18 protein-coding genes and 1 tRNA gene are annotated in these 17,831 nt (G+C 59.6%); 10 read left to right on the top strand and 9 right to left on the bottom strand.

The annotated features are described in order from the left end of the window. Positions 1-84: 84 nt before the first annotated feature. The 3 genes from cobT to ACIQWS_RS15445 all read right to left on the bottom strand — a co-directional run bounded on the left by cobT (position 85) and on the right by ACIQWS_RS15445 (position 3,731). Complete coding sequence (cobT, locus tag ACIQWS_RS15455) at positions 85-1,983, bottom strand: cobaltochelatase subunit CobT (RefSeq protein ID WP_403180792.1); 1,899 nt, start codon at positions 1,981-1,983, stop codon at positions 85-87. Positions 1,984-1,996: 13 nt separating this feature from the next. Beyond that, positions 1,997-2,983, bottom strand: a complete 987-nt coding sequence (gene cobS / locus ACIQWS_RS15450; RefSeq protein WP_223613566.1) for a cobaltochelatase subunit CobS — start codon at positions 2,981-2,983, stop codon at positions 1,997-1,999. A 94-nt stretch (positions 2,984-3,077) separates the two neighbouring features. Beyond that, positions 3,078-3,731: a J domain-containing protein gene (locus ACIQWS_RS15445; protein WP_105734507.1), complete on the bottom strand. Its 654-nt coding sequence runs from the start codon at positions 3,729-3,731 to the stop codon at positions 3,078-3,080. Between the two features lie 143 nt (positions 3,732-3,874). Here ACIQWS_RS15445 and ACIQWS_RS15440 point away from each other — a divergent pair, with 143 nt between their 5' ends. Further along, the gene (locus ACIQWS_RS15440) at positions 3,875-4,177 is read left to right on the top strand and encodes a BolA family transcriptional regulator (protein WP_223613568.1); all 303 of its coding nucleotides are present in this window, start codon (positions 3,875-3,877) and stop codon (positions 4,175-4,177) included. Between the two features lie 12 nt (positions 4,178-4,189). Here ACIQWS_RS15440 and ACIQWS_RS15435 read toward each other — a convergent pair whose 3' ends face one another. From ACIQWS_RS15435 to ACIQWS_RS15420, 4 genes are all read right to left on the bottom strand, one after another. Next, positions 4,190-4,714, bottom strand: a complete 525-nt coding sequence (locus ACIQWS_RS15435) for a TerB family tellurite resistance protein (RefSeq protein WP_403180786.1) — start codon at positions 4,712-4,714, stop codon at positions 4,190-4,192. A gap of 74 nt (positions 4,715-4,788) precedes the next feature. Next, positions 4,789-6,078, bottom strand: a complete 1,290-nt coding sequence (locus tag ACIQWS_RS15430; protein WP_223613570.1) for an HlyC/CorC family transporter — start codon at positions 6,076-6,078, stop codon at positions 4,789-4,791. Continuing rightward, positions 6,075-7,190 carry a 3-dehydroquinate synthase gene (gene aroB, locus ACIQWS_RS15425; RefSeq protein WP_346305798.1) on the bottom strand — a complete coding sequence of 372 codons (1,116 nt, stop codon included), beginning with the start codon at positions 7,188-7,190 and terminating at the stop codon, positions 6,075-6,077. The genes ACIQWS_RS15430 and aroB overlap by 4 nt, the downstream gene beginning before the upstream one ends. Continuing rightward, on the bottom strand, positions 7,187-7,792 hold the full coding sequence (locus ACIQWS_RS15420) for a shikimate kinase (RefSeq protein ID WP_346305799.1): 606 nt from the start codon (positions 7,790-7,792) through the stop codon (positions 7,187-7,189). Before ACIQWS_RS15420 ends, aroB begins: the two co-directional genes overlap by 4 nt. A 137-nt stretch (positions 7,793-7,929) precedes the next feature. On the opposite strand from ACIQWS_RS15420, the gene ACIQWS_RS15415 reads away from it, so the two are divergent. The 5 genes from ACIQWS_RS15415 to ACIQWS_RS15395 all read left to right on the top strand — a co-directional run bounded on the left by ACIQWS_RS15415 (position 7,930) and on the right by ACIQWS_RS15395 (position 11,063). Continuing rightward, positions 7,930-8,091 (top strand): histidine kinase, encoded by a 162-nt coding sequence (locus tag ACIQWS_RS15415; protein ID WP_403180780.1) that lies wholly within the window; start codon positions 7,930-7,932, stop codon positions 8,089-8,091. Between the two features lie 4 nt (positions 8,092-8,095). After that, positions 8,096-9,022, top strand: coding sequence for a site-specific tyrosine recombinase XerD (gene xerD / locus ACIQWS_RS15410; RefSeq protein ID WP_403181036.1), 927 nt, complete (start codon positions 8,096-8,098; stop codon positions 9,020-9,022). A 36-nt stretch (positions 9,023-9,058) separates the two neighbouring features. Beyond that, positions 9,059-9,604, top strand: a complete 546-nt coding sequence (locus tag ACIQWS_RS15405; RefSeq protein WP_403180778.1) for a hypothetical protein — start codon at positions 9,059-9,061, stop codon at positions 9,602-9,604. Between the two features lie 215 nt (positions 9,605-9,819). Further along, positions 9,820-10,773, top strand: coding sequence for an acetyl-CoA carboxylase carboxyltransferase subunit alpha (locus ACIQWS_RS15400; protein WP_223614118.1), 954 nt, complete (start codon positions 9,820-9,822; stop codon positions 10,771-10,773). Between the two features lie 213 nt (positions 10,774-10,986). Next, positions 10,987-11,063 (top strand) — tRNA-Arg (locus ACIQWS_RS15395). Positions 11,064-11,119: 56 nt separating this feature from the next. On the opposite strand, the gene ACIQWS_RS15390 is transcribed toward ACIQWS_RS15395, so the two are convergent. After that, entirely contained in the window at positions 11,120-11,953 is an 834-nt protein-coding gene (locus ACIQWS_RS15390) for a DUF6551 family protein (protein WP_403180774.1), read from the bottom strand. 508 nt (positions 11,954-12,461) lie between these two features. On the opposite strand from ACIQWS_RS15390, the gene ACIQWS_RS15385 reads away from it, so the two are divergent. From ACIQWS_RS15385 to ACIQWS_RS15375, 3 genes are all read left to right on the top strand, one after another. Continuing rightward, the gene (locus ACIQWS_RS15385; protein ID WP_403180771.1) at positions 12,462-13,400 is read left to right on the top strand and encodes a hypothetical protein; all 939 of its coding nucleotides are present in this window, start codon (positions 12,462-12,464) and stop codon (positions 13,398-13,400) included. Positions 13,401-13,645: 245 nt separating this feature from the next. Further along, complete coding sequence (locus ACIQWS_RS15380; RefSeq protein WP_091879951.1) at positions 13,646-13,795, top strand: DUF1127 domain-containing protein; 150 nt, start codon at positions 13,646-13,648, stop codon at positions 13,793-13,795. Between the two features lie 217 nt (positions 13,796-14,012). Next, on the top strand, positions 14,013-15,578 hold the full coding sequence (locus ACIQWS_RS15375; RefSeq protein ID WP_403180766.1) for a VOC family protein: 1,566 nt from the start codon (positions 14,013-14,015) through the stop codon (positions 15,576-15,578). A gap of 47 nt (positions 15,579-15,625) precedes the next feature. Here the strand turns inward: ACIQWS_RS15375 and ACIQWS_RS15370 are convergent, their stop codons facing one another. Continuing rightward, complete coding sequence (locus ACIQWS_RS15370; RefSeq protein ID WP_403180763.1) at positions 15,626-16,579, bottom strand: ring-cleaving dioxygenase; 954 nt, start codon at positions 16,577-16,579, stop codon at positions 15,626-15,628. A 168-nt stretch (positions 16,580-16,747) separates the two neighbouring features. Here ACIQWS_RS15370 and ACIQWS_RS15365 point away from each other — a divergent pair, with 168 nt between their 5' ends. Further along, positions 16,748-17,722, top strand: coding sequence for a LysR family transcriptional regulator (locus ACIQWS_RS15365; RefSeq protein WP_346305806.1), 975 nt, complete (start codon positions 16,748-16,750; stop codon positions 17,720-17,722). Positions 17,723-17,831 lie beyond the last annotated feature (109 nt).

The following is a 17,831-nucleotide window of genomic DNA, read 5'->3' as shown; positions in this document are numbered from 1 at the left end:
TCGGTCGCCGCGACGGCTGCGGGCGGCAGAACCGGAAGAAGAATGAACCGTATGCGCCGACCAAGCAGCGTCATACGGTTCATCTCAATGTCTGCGGGCGGCAGATTTACCTGCGGCGCGGCGCTGTTCCTGTTCTTCAAACAGCGATGCCAACTGCTCGGTCATTGCACCCGCCAGCTCTTCCGCATCGACAATGGTCACCGCACGCCGGTAGTAGCGCGTCACGTCATGGCCGATGCCGATGGCGATCAGCTCGACCGGCGAGCGCGTCTCGATCTCTTCGATCACGGCGCGCAGGTGCCGTTCGAGATAATTGCCCGGGTTGACCGACAGGGTGGAATCGTCGACCGGCGCACCGTCGGAAATCATCATCAGGATCTTGCGCTGTTCCGGCCGCCCCAGCAGACGCTGATGCGCCCAGATCAGTGCTTCGCCGTCGATGTTTTCCTTCAGCAGCCCTTCACGCATCATCAGCCCGAGATTGCGCCGTGAGCGGCGCCACGGGGCATCGGCACGCTTGTAGACGATGTGGCGCAGATCGTTGAGACGGCCGGGATTGGCAGGCTTGCCGCGCTCCAGCCACGCCTCGCGCGCCTGCCCGCCCTTCCACGCCTTGGTGGTGAAACCGAGAATCTCGACTTTCACACCGCAGCGCTCGAGCGTGCGCGCCAGAATGTCGGCACAGGTCGCCGCGACCGTGATCGGGCGGCCACGCATGGAGCCGGAATTGTCGATCAGCAGGGTGACGATTGTATCGCGGAAATCCGTATCGCGTTCCTGCTTATAGGACAGCGGCTGCGTCGGATCGATGACCACGCGCACGAGACGCGCCGAATCGAGATAGCCCTCTTCCAGATCGAAATCCCAGGACCGGTTCTGTTGCGCCATCAGGCGCCGCTGCAGGCGGTTGGCGAGACGACCCACGACACCGGAAAGATTGGCGAGCTGCTTGTCGAGGAAAGCCCGGAGGCGCTCCAGCTCCGCATCGTCGCACAGTTCTTCCGCATCGGTGGTTTCGTCGAATTCCTGGGTGAAGACCTTGTAGCCGCTTTCGCTGCCGAGATTGGAAAACGGCTGGTTCGGACGGCGTGCCTCACCGGGCATTTCCGCATCCGTATCCGCGTCGTCGTCAATCTCGTCGGATGAGGCATCGGCTGCTTCGGTTTCACCCGATTGGCTGTCATCGCTGGAGCTTTCCGAATCATCGTCCTCGGATGCATCACTGCCCTGGTCTTCGTCGGAACCGCCCTCGTTGTTCTCTTCGGGCTCCGGCGTGTCCTCGTTGCTTTCCTGGTCCTCGTCCTGCTCGCTTTCCTGCGACAGCTCTTCGGCCATCTCCATGGAAGCCAGCATTTCGCGGACAACGCGGGCAAAGGCGTTCTGGTCGTTGATCTTGTCGCCGAGATGCTCAAGATCAGCCGCAGCCTTTTCCTCGATCCAGTCGCGCCAGAGATCGACGACATTGCCGGCAGACTCGGGCGCCTTGCGGCCCGTCAGCTTCTCGCGCACCACAAGCGCAATCGCTTCTTCCAGCGGTGCTTCGGCCTTGTCGGTGATGGCCGGAAAATTGGCGCGGGAATATTTGTCCGACAGCATCGAACTGAGATTCTCGGCCATGCCGTCCATGCGCAGGGCACCGATTGCCTCGACACGCGCCTGTTCGACCGCATCGAAAATGGCGCGCGCCTGCTTGCCTTCCGGCGCCAGCGTCGCATGAATGCGGTCGTTGTGGCATGCCTTGCGCAACGCCATGGAATCGCCGATGCCGCGGGTAACCGCGATATCGTTCGCCGTTGGACGCTTGGGCAGGTCGGGCAGACGCGCCCGATGCCCCGTCAGGGCCGGGCGATCATTGCCAAACCCGACTTCCATTTCATGATCACCGGCAATGGCCCGCATGCAGGCCGTAACCGCGCGCTTGAAGGGCTCGGAATCAACCGGGCCTTTCGGATTTGTGCGTGAATTGTCTCCCGGGCCCGCCATGCTCTGATGACGCTCAGCCTATGACCACATTGGCCGTCGACTCCGGCAGTTCCTTGCCGAACGCACGCTGATAGAACTCGGCAACGATCGGACGTTCCAGTTCATCGCACTTGTTGAGGAAGGTCAGACGGAAGGCGAAGCCGACATCCTTGAAGATATCGGCATTTTCAGCCCAGGTGATGACCGTACGCGGGCTCATCACCGTGGAGAGATCGCCATTGATGAAGGCGGCACGGGTCATGTCGGCAACGCGGACCATCTTCGAGACGATCTCCTTGCCTTCCTTATTCTGGTAGTGCTTGGCCTTGGCGAGGACGATGGCGGCTTCGTTGTCATGCGGCAGATAGTTGAGCGTCGTCACGATGGACCAGCGGTCCATCTGCGCCTGGTTGATCTGCTGCGTGCCGTGGTAGAGACCGGTTGTATCGCCGAGACCGACGGTGTTGGCCGTTGCGAACAGGCGGAACGCCGGATGCGGACGGATCACGCGGCTCTGGTCGAGCAGGGTCAGGCGGCCGGACGATTCAAGCACGCGCTGGATCACGAACATCACGTCCGGACGGCCGGCATCATACTCGTCGAACACCAGCGCCACATTGTGCTGATAGGCCCATGGCAGGATACCGTCGCGGAATTCGGTGATCTGCATGCCGTCCTTGACGACGATGGCATCCTTGCCGACCAGATCGATACGGCTGACATGGCTGTCGAGATTGACGCGCACGCACGGCCAGTTGAGGCGGGCGGCGACCTGTTCGATGTGGGTCGACTTGCCTGTTCCGTGGTAGCCGGACACCATGACGCGCCGGTTGAAGGCAAACCCGGCCAGAATGGCCAGCGTGGTCTGCTTGTCGAACAGATAATCCGGATCGGTCTCCGGCACGTATGCATCGCCTGCCTTGTAGGCAGGGACCATCATGTCGGTATCAAATCCGAAAAGCTTTGCGGCAGAAACCGTAGTATCCGGCAAATTCGCAATATCGCGATCAACCTTATTCATCATGCCTCCAGCGCGACTGCACGCGCAGACGCAATAAGATAGTCACACCCATGAAGCCTCGACGGGAGGCTTCGAATTCAGCCAAACATGGTCCTTAGCAAAAACCAGCCTGTTTGAGCAATTGATAAGCCTGGATAACGTCGCGGAAACGATCCTCGGAAGCCCGATCACCGCCGTTTGCATCGGGATGATGGCGCTTCACCAGTTCTTTATAGCGCGACTTGATGTCTTCGCCAGTGGCTTTTACATCAAGACCGAGAGTATCCAGCGCTTTTGCCTCCAAAGGCTTGGCCTTGCGCAGGCGCGCACTCGGCCGTGCATCACCGAACACGCTGTTCGGATCACGGAAACGGTTCTGATAGGCAGCCCGGCCCGAACGCAGCTTGGAAAAGTCCGGCGACGTCTTCGCACCGCCAGACGCTGCGGCCGCCGCGCTGGCGCCAGCGCCGCTGCCCGGCAGGCCTGCGACGGTCCAGGTCGGCCGGTCGCCGGTCAGGGCTTCCTTTTGATAACGCGCGACTTCCGCGTCGGAGAGACCGGAAAAATAGTTGTAGCCTTTGTTGTATTCACGGACATGATCGATGCAGAAATGAAAGAACTCGCCTTCCTTCATGCGCCCAACCGGTGCACGGTGCGGACCCGGCTTGTCGCAGCCATCCCACTGGCACACGGGAATGCGCGATTTCTCCTCTTCCACCTTTTTCGGGCGGATGCGGATGCTGTCAAAATATTTCGAATTTGAGGTCATTGCGTACGATTATCAACGGATTGGTTTACAAGACAAGAATTGACAATTGCCCATGGATCAACCTAACGCCTGAAATGGCGGTAAATTTGTGATCATGTACGGGTTTGCCAAATGAAACTACCATATGGGCGCAGGAGAACGAAATGTCCACTCAGTCAGCGATCGAAAACAAACTGACGCAGGCTTTTCATCCTGTTTCATTGACCGTTATCAACGAGAGCCACCTTCACGCCGGCCACCATCATGAAGACAGCGGGCATCATGCCACATTCGACGGTTCGGGTGAAACGCATTTTCGCGTGCGCATTGTCGCAGAAGCTTTTGCGGGCCTGTCGCGCGTCGCGCGGCACAGGGCGATCAACGAGGTGCTGAAGGACGAACTGGCCGGCAGTGTCCACGCGCTCGCACTGGAACCGGCTGCTCCCGGTGAAGCGACACGCCGCTAGAGGCTTTCCTGCCTAAACATCATCGCTTTGCATCAGTTGCCGTTGCAGGCGGGCGATCATCTGCGCCTGCAACTCGCTCTCTCCGCCATAAGCGGCGGCAGTCTGCCACAGCATGCCGATCAGCTGAAAACGCTCGTCCACGCTCAGGCGCGCCCGCAGCATCGGCACCATAGCGTCGGCCATCGAGGGGAACGAACCCCGACGCCTGGTATAGCGCCAGGCTTTGCGAAACATCGCATCCGGATCGCCGATCCCCAGCGGACCGGCCAACAGCGCGATGATCTGCCGTCTTTCAGCATGGGTCAGCGGCGCACCGGTGCGCACGAGCTGGATCATCAACACGGTTGCCGCCAGCCGTGGATCACGGATCCGGCTGTGGCGCGAACCAACGAGACGGTCGAATGCCCGCTTGCTCCTGTTTCTCAGACGAGGCGTATTTCTGTCCAGATCCCGAATGGAACGAGCGGCCCATTGCAGCCGGAACATCCAGTAAAAAATCGCCGCAATTCCACTTAAAATGGCAATAACAATATGCATGCAGCCCCTAGCTTATGCGCAGGAAAGCGTCTGAAAAAACAATATCTTAAAATAATCGAACCAGTGGCGGCAGCTTAACTGGTTTTGCCCTTTTCGTCATCCTCCAAAGGTCGAATACGAAGCCGGGTAATGCGGTTTTTTTCCCGCTTCAGCACGGTGAAGCGCTTGCCGTGGAAGGTGAATGCCTGTTTTTCCGTGGGGATGCTCTGGGTTTCGTGGATGACGAGACCGGCAATGGTCGTGGCCTCCGCATCCGGCAGGTTCCAGTCGAGCGCCCGGTTGAGATCGCGGATCGGAACCGAGCCATCAACCAATACCGACCCATCCGGCTGGGGGCGGCAGCCTTGAACGTCGATGTCATGCTCGTCGGCGATATCGCCGACAATCTCCTCAAGGATGTCTTCGAGCGTGATCAGCCCCTGCACGTCGCCATATTCATCCACGACGATCGCGATATGCGCCTTGCGGCGCAGGAAGGCATTGAGCTGGTCCTGCAGGGTTGTCGTATCGGGCACAAACCAGGGCTTGGTCGCCACCTTCATGATGTTGATCTTGGAGAAATCCCGGTTGGAATCGCGGATGGCCCGCACCAGGTCCTTGGCGTGCACGACACCGACGATATTGTCGTTGTCGCCGCGCCAGACCGGAATGCGGGTGTGATGGCTCGCCAGAATCTGGCCGATGATCTCCTCGATCGGATCATCGGCATTGATCGAATCCATATCCGTCCGGTGGATCATGACGTCATAGACTTCGAGCTCGCGCAGATCGAGCAGACCGCCGATCTGGTCGCGGTCGCGCTTCACCACCGAACCTTCCCGGTGCAGGAGATCGACGGCGCCGCGCAGTTCCTCCTGCGCCGACAGCATCGATTTCACCGAACCGAGATCGATGCCGAACAGGCCGAGGATACGGCGCACGATCCAGTTGATGAGGTCCGACAGCGGGCCGAAGATGAACACGGCAACCTGCGCGAACCGCACCAGCGCCAGCGCATTGCGGTCGGGGCTGGAAATCGCCCAGGATTTCGGCAGCACCTCGGCGAAGATCACCAGAAGCACGGTCATGATCGCGGTGGCATAGGCAACGCCCGCCTGTCCGAACAGGTTGAGCAGCATGCTCGTGGTCAGGGATGACGCAAGAATATTGATGAGATTGTTGCCTATCAGCATGACACCGATCAGGCGGTCGCGCTTTTCGATGAGACCTTCGACAACCGTTGCACGGTCATCGCCGCGCTTCGAGAGCCGGTGCATCCGGGCGCGCGACACGGCGGTCAGCGCAGTTTCGGATCCTGAAAAAAGACCAGACATCAGGATCAGAAGGAAAATGATTCCGCAAAAGATCCAGAGTTCCAGGTTCATTTTGGGTGTTTCTCCTGCAAAAAGCTGAGAACGGCCGATGGCGGCACATCCCGGGCGATAAAGGACTGGCCGATACCGCGGGTGAGAATGAAGGTCAGCGTGCCGCGCGTCACCTTCTTATCCTGGGCAATATACTCCATCAGCCTCTCCGCCGGCGGCAAGGCACCGGGAATGTCGCCGATGGAAACCGGCAGCCCGACCTGCCGCAAATGCGCTTCGACCCGCCGGGCGTCGTCGGCGCTCGCCAGATTCATCTTGACCGAAAACTGGTGGGCGAGGACCATGCCGATGGCAACGCCTTCGCCATGCACGAGACGGGCGGAATCGTAGTGCGTTGCTGTCTCCAGCGCGTGGCCGAATGTGTGGCCGAGATTGAGCAGCGCCCGGTCGCCGGTTTCGCGCTCGTCGCGCGCCACGACATCGGCCTTTGACTGGCAGGATACGGCAATGGCGTGGGTCCGCTCCGGCCCGCCGGCAAAAATGCCCTGCCAGTTCGTCTCCAGCCATGCGAAGAAATCCGGCCGGTCGATCAGCCCGTATTTGGCAACTTCCGCATAGCCGGCGCGAAATTCGCGCGGGCTGAGCGTGTCGAGCACATCCGTGTCGGCCAGCACCAATTGCGGCTGATAGAAAGCACCGACGAGGTTCTTGCCATGCGCCGTGTTGATGCCGGTCTTGCCACCGACGGATGAATCCACCTGGGCCAGCAGCGAGGTCGGTATCTGCACGAAGCCCATGCCGCGCCGGGCGATGCTTGCGGCAAAGCCGGCGAGATCGCCGATCACGCCGCCGCCAAAGGCGATGACGATATCGCCCCGTTCCAGCCGGGCGGCCAGGATGGCATTGGTGACGGTTTCGAGCGTGGCAAAACCTTTCGACTTTTCACCGGGCGCAACGAGAACCGGCGTCGATTCGATGCCGCCGGCCTTCAGGCTGTCCACCAGGCGCTGCAGATGCAGCGCGGCAACGTTCTCGTCGGTGACGATGGCCACCCGTCCTGCGCCCGTACGCCCGGCAATCTCCTGCCCGGCGCGCTCGATCAGGCCAGCGCCGATGAGAATGTCGTAGGAACGGTCTCCGAGTTTGACCGGAACTGTCGTCAGGGCGCTCATCGCGGGAATTCCTTGTTGTCCAGATGCTGCGATACGGCCTGCATCGCTTCAAGCGCGATGATTTCTTTCTTTTCCTCGCGTGAGAGAATGGTCAGATCCGCCTGCGCATAGACCGGATAGCGCTCGCTCATGAGCCGTTCCATGACGGCGCGCGGATTGTCGCTTTTCAAGAGCGGCCGGTTCTGCTTGCGCACCACGCGGTTCATCAGCACGTCGAGTTCCGCATTCAGCCAGATCGATATGCCTTCGGATGCGATGGCACCGCGCGTCTGCTCGTTCATATAGGCGCCGCCGCCGGTCGCCAGAACGATGGGGCCTTCTTCGAGCATGCGCGCGATAACCCGGCGCTCCAGATCGCGGAATTCCGCTTCGCCATAGGCCTCGAACAGTTCGGGAATGGTCATGGTCGAGACTTTTTCAATCTCGTTGTCGGCGTCAAAAAACGGCAGTTCGACCAGCGAAGCCAGTTTTTTACCCACGGTGGATTTGCCTGCGCCCATCAAACCGACGAGCACAATAGACCGGTGCCCCAGGCGCTCCCGGATGGATCGGGCCAACTCCGGAACCTGGGCTGTGCCAAGAATATCGTCAATGCTGTTCATAAATGCGTTTCGACAGGAAAACCGGGCTTTCGTCAAGCAAAGTGTGGGGTTGTCCTTATGTCTGGCCTTCATCAATTCATAAGAGTTTCCGTTGCAGGATTATGGAACATGGAAAGCCAGCTTGCAAAGTCGATTTGATGCCCACACTGACCCGATTGATCATCACCCTCGCGGTTCTCGCCGGGCTCATCTATGCGGGAATGCTGGCGCTCGTGACCTTCGTGCATCCGACGCAGACGGAACTGACCATCCGCATTCCCGCGGAAAAGCTCAATGTCAAACCCGGCAATCCAAAGTAGAGCCATGCGTGCAGCAGCAGCGATAGAGACATTTCTTGAGATGATGAGCGCCGAACGGGGCGCAGCGCAGAACACGCTCGAGTCCTATCGCCGCGACCTGGAGGATGCGGCGGCGTTTGCCAGTACCGCCGGCGTGCAGCTGACCATGGCGGAGCCCGCAACAATCCGCGCCTATCTCGACGATATCGCCGGACGGGGTTATGCAGCGACCTCACAGGCACGGCGCTTGTCCGCGCTGCGCCAGTTTTTCCGCTTTCTCTATACGGAAAATATCCGCACCGATGACCCCACGGGCACGCTGGACGCGCCAAGGAAGGACCGTTCGCTGCCAAAAATCCTCAGCGAGGCGGATGTCGAGAAACTGCTGGGGCGGGCCGAACTGGAAACCCTGGATGCAGAGGCCCCGGCGGGCGATCATCTGCGCGCCCTGCGCCTGCATGCGCTGTTGGAAATTCTCTACGCGACGGGCTTGCGCGTTTCCGAGCTGGTCGGGCTGCCGGTGACGGTTGCCCGCTCCGATCACCGCTTTCTGATGGTGCGCGGCAAGGGCTCGAAAGACCGGATGGTCCCGCTCTCCGGCAAGGCCCGCACGGCAATGACCACCTATCTCGCCGTGCGCGATGCCCTGCCGAACCTTGCCGGCAATCCCTGGCTTTTCCCGGCCATCTCCGAAAGCGGTTTTCTGGCGCGGCAGGTTTTTGCTCGCGAATTGAAGGGGCTGGCCGCCCGTGCCGGACTTGTGACTTCAGCAATCTCGCCGCACGTGTTACGGCATGCCTTCGCCAGCCATCTCCTGCAGAATGGCGCGGACCTGCGGGCGGTCCAACAATTGCTGGGTCATTCGGATATTTCAACGACCCAGATTTATACCCATGTCATGGAGGAGCGGTTGCACCGCCTTGTCACGGAGCACCACCCTCTGGCAGACTGAACCCATTCCCCCCGCGAAACAGGCGGGACCATAGACTTGGCGGGACTCTCCATGTGGCGGCTGTTGAAAAAGCTGTTTTCGAGACCGGAACCGGCGCCTGTCGAAGCCGATAGCGAAGTGATGCGCTTCGACGAAACCGGGTTCACGCGGTCCAGCCAGCTGATCCGCTCCATGGGCTGGCGGGAACACTGGGATTGGGACGAGATCGACGGTTTCGGCTTCTCCTTCAAACAGGCCATGTTTCCCGACCCCTGGTTCGGCGACTATATGGAGAGCGAATGGTTCATCATCGTTGACAACGACAAGGCTCCCGAACACATCTATTTCCACGCGGACTGGCTGAACATCGACCAACTTCCGCCCGCCCTTCTGCAGAACATGCCCGGTCTCGACATCGGCGAGCTGCGCAAGGGCCTGTACAATGCATCGCAGGGCTTTCACTATTACGACGGCGAAGGCGAATGGATCGGCTGGCAGCGCCCAAAACCCGCCAAGCGGGCGAAACCGGCACAGAAGCCGGCACCGAAACGCAAGACGGCACCGGCCAAACCCCGGGCGTCGACCAGGAAGCCGGATGCATGAGCGGAGCCCGCAGCGGCTCTTCCGCCAGGAACGCCACGCAGGCAAGGCCTTGAACTTCGTCCTTATCCACGGGTTTCCACCACACCTTCGCCGGAATTATCCCTATAACTGGCGCCGCGAACGCGCCTTGTCGGCCATGCTTCCTTGACATGAGCGTCCGCAACAGCCAGTTAGGTCGTGAAAAATCCACCGTTATGCAGGCAGACACGTCGTCCATGTACAACTATCTCGATTTCGAAAAGCCGGTTGCTGATCTCGATGGCAAGATTCTCGAACTGAAGAAGCTTGCGGAAGAAGGCGGCGCACTCGACACCAATGACGAGATCGCCCGTCTGGAAAAGCGGTCGGCCGAGGCTTTGCGCGATCTCTACCGCAAGCTGACCCCCTGGCAGAAGGCGCAGATCGCCCGCCATCCCGACCGTCCGCATTGCGTCGACTACATCGGCAAGCTGTTCACGGACTTCACGCCGCTCGCCGGTGACCGCAACTTTGCCGAGGACGAGGCCATCCAGGCCGGTCTTGCCCGTTTCAACGGCCAGGCCGTCGCCGTGATCGGCCAGGAAAAGGGCAACGACACGAAGTCCCGCCTCAAACACAATTTCGGCATGGCCATGCCTGAAGGTTACCGCAAGGCCGTGCGCGTCATGGACCTGGCCGACCGCTTCAACCTTCCGGTAATCACGCTCGTCGATACGGCCGGCGCCTTTCCGGGCATCGCCGCGGAAGAGCGCGGACAGGCGGAAGCCATTGCCCGGTCCACGGCAGCATCGCTGAACCTGAAAGTGCCGATGGTTTCCGTCATCATCGGCGAAGGCGGCTCCGGCGGCGCCATCGCCATTGCCACGGCGAATCGCGTCTACATGCTCGAACATGCAATTTATTCGGTGATCTCGCCGGAAGGCGCGGCATCGATCCTCTGGCACGATTCCACCCGCGCCAAGGATGCGGCAACCAACATGCGCATCACGGCACAGGACCTGTACGAGCTGAAAATCATCGACGGCATCATTCCTGAACCCACGGGCGGCGCCCATCGCGGCAAGGATGCGGTGATCGAGGCGACGGGCAACATCATCAACGTTGCCCTGAAATCCATGGCATCGATGGACGGCGAAGCGCTCAGGAAAGACCGGCGCGACAAGTTCCTCGCCATCGGGCGCAACCTTTAAGACCTGTACAAAGACCCGGACATTCTCCGGGCCTTTTCATTTCCGCCGGAAAGACGCGGGTGCACACGGCCGGAAAGGCGCTAAGCCGCCGAATAAACCGGGGTGCGACGTTCCGGCAAAAAATTGTTGCGGTTTTTTTGCCAAAGCTGCTTGCAATTCACAGCCCAACCGATTACGAACCGGCCTGCGCAGACGAACGCGCAAGTGTGGCACGCGCCCGTAGCTCAGCTGGATAGAGCACCAGACTACGAATCTGGGGGTCAGAGGTTCGAATCCTTTCGGGCGCGCCATTCCTTCTTTAAATGAGGAGGCCCACCTGTTTGACGAACCTCATCAAATTTGTGAATCAAGCGGCTTGCTTTTGCATACGCGCGGTTAAATGGTCAAAAACCTTTTCTGCAAACAAGCGACGCACCGTTGCTGGGAAAATCTGATCACGCCCATCCGTTATCTCGCCCCAAACGTCGGGGAACGAAAAATCATCCATTGTGCGCAATAGAGCCTCACCGGCATCACGCCAAGGGCTATTATTCAGCACTTCACAAAGCGCTTCAATAATAGTCGCTCGAACAAACCCAGCATTGCCGTCAGCTGTTTCAGTAATGCATTGAAGTGCCGTTATGAGAGTTTCACCCCCGTATTCGCCAAGGCAACGACTTAGTGCTCCGACTGCTTGTGTTTGGCCAACTTGCATTTTTGTTAGAACAAGATTTCGCCGAGATATCTGGACACCACCAGCGGCGCAAACGTCAGCGAGAGCCTTGGCATTTGCGTCGCCCGCAGCGAGTTGAGCATAAAATAATTGTTGGGCTGTCGTTTTGGTAACATTTCCATTGACGGCCGCATATGCCGCTGCCTGCTGCGCTCGATCGGCTTGAACAACTTGGCAAGGAACTTGTTCAATACCGCGCAATATAGCAGCTGTTGTACGATGTTGACCGTCTACTATTGCGTAAAGGCCGCCCTCCACAGGAGCAACGATAACGGGCGCAAATTTTGACCAGTCAAAATGCTCGGCTATATGCTGAACATTCTGACGCCCCCGCCTACCAATCTCTCGCTGATATGTATCGTCAACAACAAACTGGTCCGTCGATATCCAGTTTAATATAGGTGCCGGACCTGGCGAATACTGAGTTTTGGGTGCAGGTAATTGAGTTGGATTGAGTTTCTGAAACATGAAAACATATCCTCTATCAAGCGCAAAAGTACGCACATTCACTCTGAGGACTTGTGTTAACGATCAAAAGACACACAAAAAGGTTGCCGTCATATATCGGTAAAATTGGCCAAAAGGTGCATTCTAACCAAGGGATTGGCAGAGTTCGCAGATCAGCACAGCAATCCCCACCACGACACCAAAGGCCAGCAGATGCACCCAGACGGGTGTCGTATAATGCAGGTGTTGTTTGTCGTCATACTCGTCGTACACGGCTTCGTTCTCGCGTGGGGATCAGGAGCCCGATCTTGGCCCAGGCCCCGGCGAACCGACAGCAAGGCCATGCTCAATACCGGTTCAATCGGGGATTTCGATTTGCCATCCCCGCCGCGGCGCCGAAAAGTCTGCCCGCAGGCAGCGTCCCCGTGCCCAGAAAACGGGCTTTTTCGCGATCAACAAACTTAACAACTTGTAACTGTTTTCCGCCCAAGGCCGGGTGTATCTGTTTGCCAGATAATACGAGACACGCATGGCAAATCATCTCCTCATCGCGGGTACAGGCCGGGCCGGAACGAGCCTTCTCGTCCGATATCTCGATGCCCTGGGACTGACCACACACATCACCAGATCCAACGGACAGACCCATCTGATAGAGGACGCCAATGCCGGTTTGGAGGATCTGGTTCTCCATGGCGGCGCGAACCTTCCCTACGTCGTCAAATCCCCCTGGCTGTACCAGTTCATCGACGAGGTGCTCAAGCGCACCGACATTACGATTGACGGCGTCATCATTCCCATACGCAATCTGGCGGAAGCGGCAAGCAGCCGGATCATTCTCGAACTGCAGAGACTCCATCACAACCAGGAATGGATGGCCGACGAGGCACGGACCTGGGACCACTGGGGAGAAACACCCGGAGGCGCGGTGTACGCACTCGATCCCGTCGATCAGGCCCGGCTGCTGGCCGTGGGATTCCATCACCTTGTCGAGCGCCTGACGCGGGCGGGAATACCGATTTATCTCATCGCCTTTCCGCGTTTCACCCAGGATCCCGAATATCTCTTTTCCACCCTCCGGGGATGCCTGCCCCCGTCGGCGAGCCTCGAATCCATTCTGCCGCTGCACAAGAGCCTGATAGATCCTGAAAAAGTGCGGGTGGAATCGGAAATCGCCGTGCAAACCCTGCCAAAACTCCCGGCGGCGGCATCGGATGACTTTCCGTCGTTGGAGCAGCTCGACAACATTGCCCTGCGGCGCGAGATCAAGAAGATGCGGCTTCTTCATGCCGCAGCCATGGACAGGCACAATCCGGACCACAGCGCACTTGAGCAAATGTCACGGGAACAGGCGCAGATTATTCTGCGGCTGCAGGAGGAACTGACCGCCATCCGATCGAGCACTTCGTGGCGGATGACGCAGCCGCTGCGAAGGGTCGTTCAAAAGGTCCGCAGTCACGGGCAGCGATAACCGGGCGGGTAGCACTGCCATGCCGGGCCGGCTGGCTGCCGCGGCAAGATGGAAGCGGGTTTTTGCACCCCTTCCGGGCCATCATGATTGACGTGATTCGACCCGCCCCAATTTGGCCATCCACTCCGCACTTCCTGCAAAGCAGCTATGCATTCTTGTCACTGCAAGTTTCGCCGGGCATCGACTATATGCAGGTCACGATCAAGAAATGATCCAACAAACAATAAGTTACCAAGGTGAGTGAAATGAACCTGATCCGCTCTTACAACAACTGGCGCCGTTATCGTGACACGGTCACGGAACTGAACCGCCTGTCCGCACGTGAACTGAACGACCTCGGCATCTCCCGTGGCGATATCGCCTTCGTTGCCAAGAAGGCCGCAGCTGCGCGCTAATCGAATTCAAAGCTAACGTTCGGGATGACCTCCTCCCAGGTTCCGAACGTTCAAAGGCCGGCACTCCTCCTCCCAGCCGGCCTTTACAAATAGCACCCACCGCACCTCCTCCCGCGGTGGGTGTTGTTTTTTCAGGCCCTGCCTGATTGCCGCCCGCTGGCTTTCCCCGTATTGATCGCCGCATATTGGTCGCATGATCCACAGGCGGAGGAACTTCATGACAAGCGGCATCCACCACATCACCCTGATTACCCGCAGCGTTCAGGCGAATGTGGACTTCTATGCCGGTTTTCTCGGCCTTCGCCTCGTCAAGCGCACCGGCGGCTATGAAGACGCGACCCAGCTTCACCTCCTCTACGGCGACACGTCGGCAACCCCCGGTTCATTGATCACCTTTCTCGTCTGGGAAGACGGGTCGCTCGGCCGGGTGGGTTACGGCCAGCCGAGCGAAATCGCGCTTGCCATCGCCCCGGATGCCATCGGCTTCTGGCTGACCCGCGCGCTCCAGCACAACATTGCCGTCACCGGCCCCGCACAGGAGTTCGGCGAAACGGTCCTCCGGCTGAAAGACCCCGACGGCGTGATCGTGAAACTCGTCGGAACATCAGGGGTAACGGGCACCGCGCCGTGGACCGTCCGGGGTATTGCCGCGGCCGACGCCATTCGGCGCATCCGCGGCGCCACGGTTCTTACCGAACAGCCGCAGGCCACCTGCGCCTTTCTCGAAACCTATTTCGGCTTTCACGCCGGCGAGCGCACCAACACGATCGTGCGGATGGTTTCGGATACCGGCGATTGCGTCGATGTGCGCGATGCCAGCGGCTTCTGGAGTTCGGCGCCCGGCACCGGAACGGTCGATCATATCGCCTTCCGCTCGCCCGATATCACCCATGTCCAGGAGACGTATGACCGCCTGATCAGGGATGGGTCGGACGCGACCGCCATGCATGACCGCAAGTATTTTCACTCGATCTATGTGCGCGAGCCCGGCGGCACGCTGTTCGAGATGGCGACCGACGGTCCCGGCATGCTTGTGGACGAACCGCTGGAAACGCTCGGCACGCAACTGTTCATTCCGCCGCATTTTGCCGAAGAGGCCGGCAATCTCAAAGTGATGCTGCCGCAGTTCGGCCTGCCCGGCGAGGAGCGGTTCCTCTACCGCGAGCTGCCTTTCGTGCACCGTGTCTATACGCCCGAGCACACCGATGGCCTGACGCTTGTGCTTTTGCATGGCTCCGACGGCAATGAAACCACGTTGCTGCCGCTTGCCGCCAATGCCGCGCCGCACGCCACCCTCATTGGTTTACGCGGGCGCAGCAATGAAGAGGGCATCGGCCGCTGGTTCCGCCGCTTCGGCCCCCTGAGTTTCGACCAGCAGGATGTCCGATCGGAGGCCGAAGCACTGGCCGCCTTCATCGAAGGGGCCGCCGAGGCCTATCGTCTCGATCTCGAACGCACGGTGTTTCTGGGTTATTCCAACGGCGCCAACATGCTGGTGGCAACCATACTGCTGCATCCCGGTCTTGTCAGGAATGCAATTCTCCTGCGCGCGATGAATGTTCTTGAGGAGACACCGCAGGCGGATTTGAGCGATGCGAAAATTCTGATGGTCAATGGCGACCACGACCTGTTCGGCGCCAAGACACCCGATCTCGAGGCGCTGCTGCGGCGGGCCGGAGCGGACCTTACCGTCCAGCGTGTCCATGCCGGGCATGAAACCGGGCAGCATGACATCGATGCCGTGCGGCAGTGGATTGAGGCCAACCTTCCCCGCACGGCTTGAGATGCAAGAAGGCCCGGCGCTTGTGCGCCGGGCCTTCTTCATTCCGGTTAGACCAGAGGCTTCAGATTTGCTTCGATGGACGCCCGCTTGCCCTCGAGGAACGGCGGCAGGGACAATCCTTCGCCCAGCGTTTCCAGCGGCTCGTCAACGGTAAAGCCGGGACCATCCGTGGCGATCTCGAACAGAATGCCATTGGGCTCGCGGAAATACAGCGAGCGGAAGTAATAGCGCTCGACCTCGCCGCTGGACGGCATGCGGAAACTCTTCAGCCTTTCCGTCCATTCGTGCAGCTGCTGCACATCCGGCGCCCGGAACGCCACGTGATGCACCGCGCCCGCACCCTGACGGGCCACGGGAAGATCCGGCTGGACGGCAACATGCAGTTCCGCAGCAGGGCCGCCCTCGCCCATGGAAAAGACATGGACATCACCGGCCCCGTCGGGAGATGGATAGGTGCTGGTCTGGCGCATGTTCATCACATGCAGAAGAATGGCTTCCGTGTTGGTGATATCAGGCACGCTGATGGTGATCGGGCCAAGGCCTCTGATCTGGTGTTCGGCCGGAATCGGGCTCTTGTCCCAGGGGTGCGACGGGGTTGCGCCGCCATCATCGATCAACCGGAAACGCTGGCCTTCGCCGTCCTCGAAATCGAGCGAGTCACGGCCGCCGATTGTGACGATTTCGTCCGACTTGACGCCGAGTTCGTTGAAGCGTGCCTTCCACCAGACAAGGCTGTCCTTGCTGCCGACGCGCAAACCCGTGCGCGCAATGCTGTGCGTGCCGCGCCGCTCCGGGCCGACGGGCCAGTCGAAGAAGGTAAGATCGGTGCCGGGCGTTGCCTCGCCATCGGCATAGAACAGGTGATAGGCGCTTGTATCGTCCTGGTTGACTGTCTTCTTGACGAGCCGCAAACCGAGGGTCTGCGTATAGAAACGCAGGTTTTCCGGGGCATTCGCCGTGATGGCGGTCAGATGATGGATACCTGTCAATTGTAGGGACATGAAAGCCTCCTGAATGATGTTGCCTGGCGCTCATGCGCCGTTGGGGTGAATATCTGCGCGATAGGTGCCGATATAAAGCCCGCTTCGATGCAACTCATGTTCGACATAGCAGAACGATTTCCCCAGAACCGTCTTTGTTGTTGCGCTCTTGTCCTCTATAAGAGAACCATGAAATGGCGCTTCGACGATCTCTTAACTTTTCTCGACGTGATGGAGACGGGCAGCATCACCATGACCGCCGCCCGGCTCAACCTGTCGAAATCCGTGGTCAGCAAGCGCATCACCGATCTGGAAGCGGCGCTCGGTACGGAACTGTTCCAACGCTCGCCGCGCAAACTGCTCGCCTCGGACAATGCCCGCGCCTTTGTCGAACGTGTCCGGCCGCTGGTGCGCGAGCTCACCGAAGCGGCCGACACTGTCGGAGAGCGCTACAGCGCCATTCGCGGCACCTTGCGCATCACGGCGCCGATGACCTTCGGCACGTTTTACCTGAGCCGCCTGATTGCCGATTTCGCCCGGCAATATCCCGACCTCGAAATCGCCGTGGAGTTTGACGACCGCATGGTCGATCTCGTCAAAGGCGGCTTCGATGCGGGTATCCGCATCGGCATCCTGCGGGATTCCAGCCTGATTGCGCGCAAGCTGTGCACCGACCCGCGTGTCATATGTTGCAGCCCGGCTTTTGCCGCAGCCAACGGCCTGCCGCAAAACCTCGGCGAACTCGGCTCCTACGCGTGCATCGATTACTCCAACGTCAACACCAGCCAGCTCTGGCAGTTCGAAAATCCGGCAGCCCCTGGCGAACCCATTTCGGTTGCCATGCACGGGCGCATCGTGGCCAACAATGGCGAAGCCATGCGCGACATGGCCATCGCCGGACTGGGCCTGGTGCTCCTGCCCATGTTCATCGCCGCCGAAGCGCTGCGGCGCGGCACGCTCATCCCGGTCTTGCCGGAGGCGCGGCCGCTGCCCTACAGGATCTATGCGGTCTACCCGCCGACCCGCCATGTCTCGGCCAAGGTGCGCGCCTTTATCGACCACGTGGCGCGCCATATCGGCAACCCTCCGATCTGGCAGATGCCCGATGCTCTGCAGACCGGCAGCCCTGAACCTGCGGAATCACAGGCCGAATCACCGGACTGAATTTGCAGGCGTCATCCGGCTCCGATCTGAAAAATCATAGCCGGTTTTGCAAAAAACCCTGTAAACACTGGGTATAAACCCCGAAAATGCGTCCTATTCCTGATGACAG

The organism is Phyllobacterium sp. NPDC097923 (assembly GCF_044760925.1).
GTDB classification, from domain to species: Bacteria; Pseudomonadota; Alphaproteobacteria; order Rhizobiales; family Rhizobiaceae; genus Phyllobacterium; species Phyllobacterium calauticae.
Note: the sequence above shows the minus strand (reverse complement) of the source record. Positions and strands in the feature narration are given on the sequence as shown.

What these genes read in the sequence shown, in the direction of transcription:
- cobT (WP_403180792.1), bottom strand. Translation starts at nt 1,983, where the DNA reads ATGGCGGGCCCGGGAGACAATTCACGCACAAATCCGAAAGGCCCGGTT.
- cobS (WP_223613566.1), bottom strand. Translation starts at nt 2,983, where the DNA reads ATGAATAAGGTTGATCGCGATATTGCGAATTTGCCGGATACTACGGTT.
- ACIQWS_RS15445 (WP_105734507.1), bottom strand. Translation starts at nt 3,731, where the DNA reads ATGACCTCAAATTCGAAATATTTTGACAGCATCCGCATCCGCCCGAAA.
- ACIQWS_RS15440 (WP_223613568.1), top strand. Translation starts at nt 3,875, where the DNA reads ATGTCCACTCAGTCAGCGATCGAAAACAAACTGACGCAGGCTTTTCAT.
- ACIQWS_RS15435 (WP_403180786.1), bottom strand. Translation starts at nt 4,714, where the DNA reads ATGCATATTGTTATTGCCATTTTAAGTGGAATTGCGGCGATTTTTTAC.
- ACIQWS_RS15430 (WP_223613570.1), bottom strand. Translation starts at nt 6,078, where the DNA reads ATGAACCTGGAACTCTGGATCTTTTGCGGAATCATTTTCCTTCTGATC.
- aroB (WP_346305798.1), bottom strand. Translation starts at nt 7,190, where the DNA reads ATGAGCGCCCTGACGACAGTTCCGGTCAAACTCGGAGACCGTTCCTAC.
- ACIQWS_RS15420 (WP_346305799.1), bottom strand. Translation starts at nt 7,792, where the DNA reads ATGAACAGCATTGACGATATTCTTGGCACAGCCCAGGTTCCGGAGTTG.
- ACIQWS_RS15415 (WP_403180780.1), top strand. Translation starts at nt 7,930, where the DNA reads ATGCCCACACTGACCCGATTGATCATCACCCTCGCGGTTCTCGCCGGG.
- xerD (WP_403181036.1), top strand. Translation starts at nt 8,096, where the DNA reads ATGCGTGCAGCAGCAGCGATAGAGACATTTCTTGAGATGATGAGCGCC.
- ACIQWS_RS15400 (WP_223614118.1), top strand. Translation starts at nt 9,820, where the DNA reads ATGTACAACTATCTCGATTTCGAAAAGCCGGTTGCTGATCTCGATGGC.
- ACIQWS_RS15390 (WP_403180774.1), bottom strand. Translation starts at nt 11,953, where the DNA reads ATGTTTCAGAAACTCAATCCAACTCAATTACCTGCACCCAAAACTCAG.
- ACIQWS_RS15385 (WP_403180771.1), top strand. Translation starts at nt 12,462, where the DNA reads ATGGCAAATCATCTCCTCATCGCGGGTACAGGCCGGGCCGGAACGAGC.
- ACIQWS_RS15380 (WP_091879951.1), top strand. Translation starts at nt 13,646, where the DNA reads ATGAACCTGATCCGCTCTTACAACAACTGGCGCCGTTATCGTGACACG.
- ACIQWS_RS15375 (WP_403180766.1), top strand. Translation starts at nt 14,013, where the DNA reads ATGACAAGCGGCATCCACCACATCACCCTGATTACCCGCAGCGTTCAG.
- ACIQWS_RS15370 (WP_403180763.1), bottom strand. Translation starts at nt 16,579, where the DNA reads ATGTCCCTACAATTGACAGGTATCCATCATCTGACCGCCATCACGGCG.
- ACIQWS_RS15365 (WP_346305806.1), top strand. Translation starts at nt 16,748, where the DNA reads ATGAAATGGCGCTTCGACGATCTCTTAACTTTTCTCGACGTGATGGAG.